Annotated in this window: 2 rRNA genes; both read right to left on the bottom strand. The window is 56.6% G+C overall.

Annotated features, from left to right (window positions below):
* Positions 1-188: 188 nt before the first annotated feature.
* Positions 189-3,349, bottom strand: a 23S ribosomal RNA gene (locus tag E8P82_RS14830).
* Between the two features lie 582 nt (positions 3,350-3,931).
* A 16S ribosomal RNA gene (locus E8P82_RS14825) occupies positions 3,932-5,383 on the bottom strand; the annotation flags it as partial.

Genomic DNA, 5,383 nt, shown 5'->3' with positions numbered 1-5,383 from the left:
GTGCCGGTAAGTCTGGTGTACGTGTCGTGTATTGAGTTATGAGTCTGCGCCTGTGGGGTACCGCCCGTGGGTTTGTGCTTGTGGGTGGTGGTTTCCGTGGTTGTTGGTCGGGAACCGCATAGTGGACGCGTAGCATTCGTGATTTTCACTCCCCCTGCCTGTACCGGTTGCCCGGGTGGGGGGGGTGTGTGGTGTAAGTTGTCGGCGTATTAGTACCGGTCAGCTTCGCAGGTCGTTGGTCCCTGCTTCCACATCCGGCCTATCAACCCAGTGGTCTGGCTGGGGGCCTCTCACACTCATGGTGTAGGGAAATCTCATCTTGAAGCAGGCTTCCCGCTTAGATGCTTTCAGCGGTTATCCCATCCGAACGTAGCTAATCAGCGGTGCACTTGGCAGTACAACTGACACACCAGAGGTTCGTCCGTCCCGGTCCTCTCGTACTAAGGACAGCCCTTCTCAAATTTCCTGCGCGCGCAGCGGATAGGGACCGAACTGTCTCACGACGTTCTAAACCCAGCTCGCGTACCGCTTTAATGGGCGAACAGCCCAACCCTTGGGACCTACTCCAGCCCCAGGATGCGACGAGCCGACATCGAGGTGCCAAACCATGCCGTCGATATGGACTCTTGGGCAAGATCAGCCTGTTATCCCCGAGGTACCTTTTATCCGTTGAGCGACGGCCATTCCACAATGAGCCGCCGGATCACTAGTCCCGACTTTCGTCCCTGCTCGAGATGTCTCTCTCACAGTCAAGCTCCCTTGTGCACTTACACTCGCCACCTGATTGCCAACCAGGCTGAGGGAACCTTTGGGCGCCTCCGTTACTTTTTAGGAGGCAACCGCCCCAGTTAAACTACCCATCAGGCACTGTCCCTGACCCGGATCACGGGCCGAAGTTAGATATCCAGAGTGACCAGAGTGGTATTTCAACGATGACTCCAGGCGAACTGGCGTCCACCCTTCACAGTCTCCCACCTATCCTACACAAGCCACACCGAACACCAATACCAAACTATAGTGAAGGTCTCGGGGTCTTTCCGTCCTGCTGCGCGTAACGAGCATCTTTACTCGTACTGCAATTTCGCCGAGTTTATGGTTGAGACAGCGGGGAAGTCGTTACTCCATTCGTGCAGGTCGGAACTTACCCGACAAGGAATTTCGCTACCTTAGGATGGTTATAGTTACCACCGCCGTTTACTGGGGCTTGAATTCCCAGCTTCGTCCCACGCGGACGTGGAACTAACCGGTCCTCTTAACCTTCCAGCACCGGGCAGGAGTCAGTCCGTATACATCGTCTTGCGACTTCGCACGGACCTGTGTTTTTAGTAAACAGTCGCTTCCCCCTGGTCTCTGCGGCCCTGATCCCCTCCCGGCAGCAAACGTGCCGGTCAAGGTTGGGGCCCCCCTTCTCCCGAAGTTACGGGGGCATTTTGCCGAGTTCCTTAACCATAATTCTCTCGATCGCCTTAGTATTCTCTACCTGATCACCTGTGTCGGTTTGGGGTACGGGCAGCTGGAACCTCGCGCCGATGCTTTTCTAGGCAGCATAGGATCACCGAATTCCCCCGTACGGGGGTCCCATCAGATCTCAGGCACGGTATCTAAACCAGGACCACGGATTTGCCTATGGTCCGCCCTACATCCTTAGACCGGGACAACCATCGCCCGGCTCGGCTACCTTCCTGCGTCACACCTGTTACTACGCTTACCTCCCGAGATCAGGTCCCACGATCCACAAAAAACCGGCACCACCACAAGGGTGGGCGGTCATGCTTCTGGCGGTTAGTATCCCTCGATCAGTATGGGCGGTTCTTCGCCGGTACGGGAATATCAACCCGTTGTCCATCGACTACGCCTGTCGGCCTCGCCTTAGGTCCCGACTTACCCAGGGCAGATTAGCTTGACCCTGGAACCCTTGATCATTCGGCGGACGGGTTTCTCACCCGTCTTTCGCTACTCATGCCTGCATTCTCACTCGTGTAGGCTCCACCGCTGGTTCACACCGCGACTTCACCGCCCACACGACGCTCCCCTACCCATCCACACCCCTGAACCGAAAGAACACGTCCCTCAGCTTGGGTATACATGTGAATGCCACAACTTCGGCGGTGTACTTGAGCCCCGCTACATTGTCGGCGCGGAATCACTTGACCAGTGAGCTATTACGCACTCTTTCAAGGATGGCTGCTTCTAAGCCAACCTCCTGGTTGTCTTCGCAACTCCACATCCTTTCCCACTTAGCACACGCTTAGGGGCCTTAGTTGGTGGTCTGGGCTGTTTCCCTCTCGACTATGAAGCTTATCCCCCACAGTCTCACTGCTGCGCTCTCACTTACCGGCATTCGGAGTTTGGCTGACGTCAGTAACCTTGTAGGGCCCATCAGTCATCCAGTAGCTCTACCTCCGGCAAGAAACACGCAACGCTGCACCTAAATGCATTTCGGGGAGAACCAGCTATCACGAAGTTTGATTGGCCTTTCACCCCTACCCACAGCTCATCCCCTCCATTTTCAACTGAAGTGGGTTCGGTCCTCCACGACGTCTTACCGTCGCTTCAACCTGGCCATGGGTAGATCACTTCGCTTCGGGTCTAGATCACGCCACTCACTCGCCCTGTTCAGACTCGCTTTCGCTACGGCTTCCCCCCACGGGTTAACCTCGCGACGTAACACTAACTCGCAGGCTCATTCTTCAAAAGGCACGCCGTCACAGGCACGAAGCCCGCTCCGACGGTTTGTAGGCACACGGTTTCAGGTACTATTTCACTCCCCTCCCGGGGTACTTTTCACCTTTCCCTCACGGTACTGGTCCGCTATCGGTCATCAGGGAGTATTTAGGCTTACCAGGTGGTCCTGGCAGATTCGCACGGGATTTCTCGGGCCCCGTGCTACTTGGGATCCTCTCCAAACGGCGTCACGCATTACGGTTACGGGACTAACACCCTCTCCGGCCGGGCTTTCAAACCCGTTCACCTATACGCACGCACACATTTCACCAATCCGGCAGAACTGGTACGGAAAGTCCCACAACCCCAGTGATGCAACGCCCGCCGGCTATCACACACCACTGGTTTAGCCTGATCCGCGTTCGCTCGCCACTACTAACGGAATCACTATTGTTTTCTCTTCCTGTGGGTACTGAGATGTTTCACTTCCCCACGTTCCCCCCACGTACCCTATGTGTTCAGATACGGGTCACCCGGTCACTCGCGCGCCGGGCGGGGTTTCCCCATTCGGACATCCTGGGATCACCGTTCGGTTATCAACTCCCCCAGGCTTATCGCAGATTCCCACGTCCTTCTTCGGCTCCTGATGCCAAGGCATCCACCGTGTGCCCTTAAAAACTTGACCACAAAAATCACTCAGCTCACGAAGACACCGCACACAACAAGCGAACCAACACCCCCGCCCCACCCGAAAGCAAGACAGGACCACCAGCACACCCATCAACGCACGACACTCCGCTCACAGTTTTTAAGATGCTCGCGTCCACTATGCAGTTCTCAACCAACAACCCCGACACACCCACACCCACCCCACCAGGGACGAGCACAGCACGCGCAGGAACCACCCAGAAACAACCAAACCCCCACCCCACCACGACACCCCCGGGAGAACAACCCCCAAGGACACCACAACAGAACAAGGGCCCTGTTATCTCAGGACCCAACAGTGTGCCAAACGATCCACCCGCACCACCACCAGCATCACTTCCAACCCCCACACCACCTGAAACCCCACATCACTGCGAAGAACCAGACACTGCCACAGGGGCGTACTACGACACCACCAGCACCACCAAGCAAACCTATTTCCTGATATTCCACCCATGAGCACCCACCACGGAACAAACGCCCGCGCTATGGGCCAACTCCTGCAAGGACACACACCCACCACAGAGGATGAGCACACGACCCTTGAGGCGCTCCTTAGAAAGGAGGTGATCCAGCCGCACCTTCCGGTACGGCTACCTTGTTACGACTTAGTCCCAATCGCCGGTCCCACCTTCGACGGCTCCCTCCCACAAGGGGTTAGGCCACCGGCTTCGGGTGTTACCAACTTTCGTGACTTGACGGGCGGTGTGTACAAGGCCCGGGAACGTATTCACCGCAGCGTTGCTGATCTGCGATTACTAGCGACTCCAACTTCATGAGGTCGAGTTGCAGACCTCAATCCGAACTGAGACCGGCTTTTTGGGATTAGCTCCACCTCACAGCATCGCAACCCTTTGTACCGGCCATTGTAGCACGCGTGAAGCCCAAGACATAAGGGGCATGATGATTTGACGTCGTCCCCACCTTCCTCCGAGTTGACCCCGGCAGTCTCCCATGAGTCCCCGGCATAACCCGCTGGCAACATGGAACGAGGGTTGCGCTCGTTGCGGGACTTAACCCAACATCTCACGACACGAGCTGACGACAACCATGCACCACCTGTAAACCGGCCACAAGTGGCTGACACATCTCTGCATCATTCCGGTTCATGTCAAGCCTTGGTAAGGTTCTTCGCGTTGCATCGAATTAATCCGCATGCTCCGCCGCTTGTGCGGGCCCCCGTCAATTCCTTTGAGTTTTAGCCTTGCGGCCGTACTCCCCAGGCGGGGCACTTAATGCGTTAGCTACGGCGCGGAAAACGTGGAATGTCCCCCACACCTAGTGCCCAACGTTTACGGCATGGACTACCAGGGTATCTAATCCTGTTCGCTCCCCATGCTTTCGCTCCTCAGCGTCAGTTACAGCCCAGAGACCTGCCTTCGCCATCGGTGTTCCTCCTGATATCTGCGCATTTCACCGCTACACCAGGAATTCCAGTCTCCCCTACTGCACTCTAGTCTGCCCGTACCCACCGCAGATCCGGGGTTAAGCCCCGGACTTTCACGACAGACGCGACAAACCGCCTACGAGCTCTTTACGCCCAATAATTCCGGATAACGCTTGCGCCCTACGTATTACCGCGGCTGCTGGCACGTAGTTAGCCGGCGCTTCTTCTGCAAGTACCGTCACCAACCCAAAGGGCCGGCTTCTTCCCTACTGAAAGAGGTTTACAACCCGAAGGCCTTCATCCCTCACGCGGCGTCGCTGCATCAGGCTTGCGCCCATTGTGCAATATTCCCCACTGCTGCCTCCCGTAGGAGTCTGGGCCGTGTCTCAGTCCCAGTGTGGCCGGTCACCCTCTCAGGCCGGCTACCCGTCGTCGCCTTGGTAAGCCATTACCCCACCAACAAGCTGATAGGCCGCGAGTCCATCCAAAACCACAAAAGCTTTCCACCAACATGGCATGCGCCAGAAGGTCGTATCCAGTATTAGACCCAATTTCTCAGGCTTATCCCAGAGTCAAGGGCAGGTTACTCACGTGTTACTCACCCGTTCGCCACTAATCCCCCCC

The organism is Arthrobacter echini (assembly GCF_004803505.1).
In the GTDB taxonomy this organism is placed as follows: domain Bacteria; phylum Actinomycetota; class Actinomycetes; order Actinomycetales; family Micrococcaceae; genus Arthrobacter_D; species Arthrobacter_D echini.
This window is presented reverse-complemented; position numbering and strand designations above follow the sequence as displayed.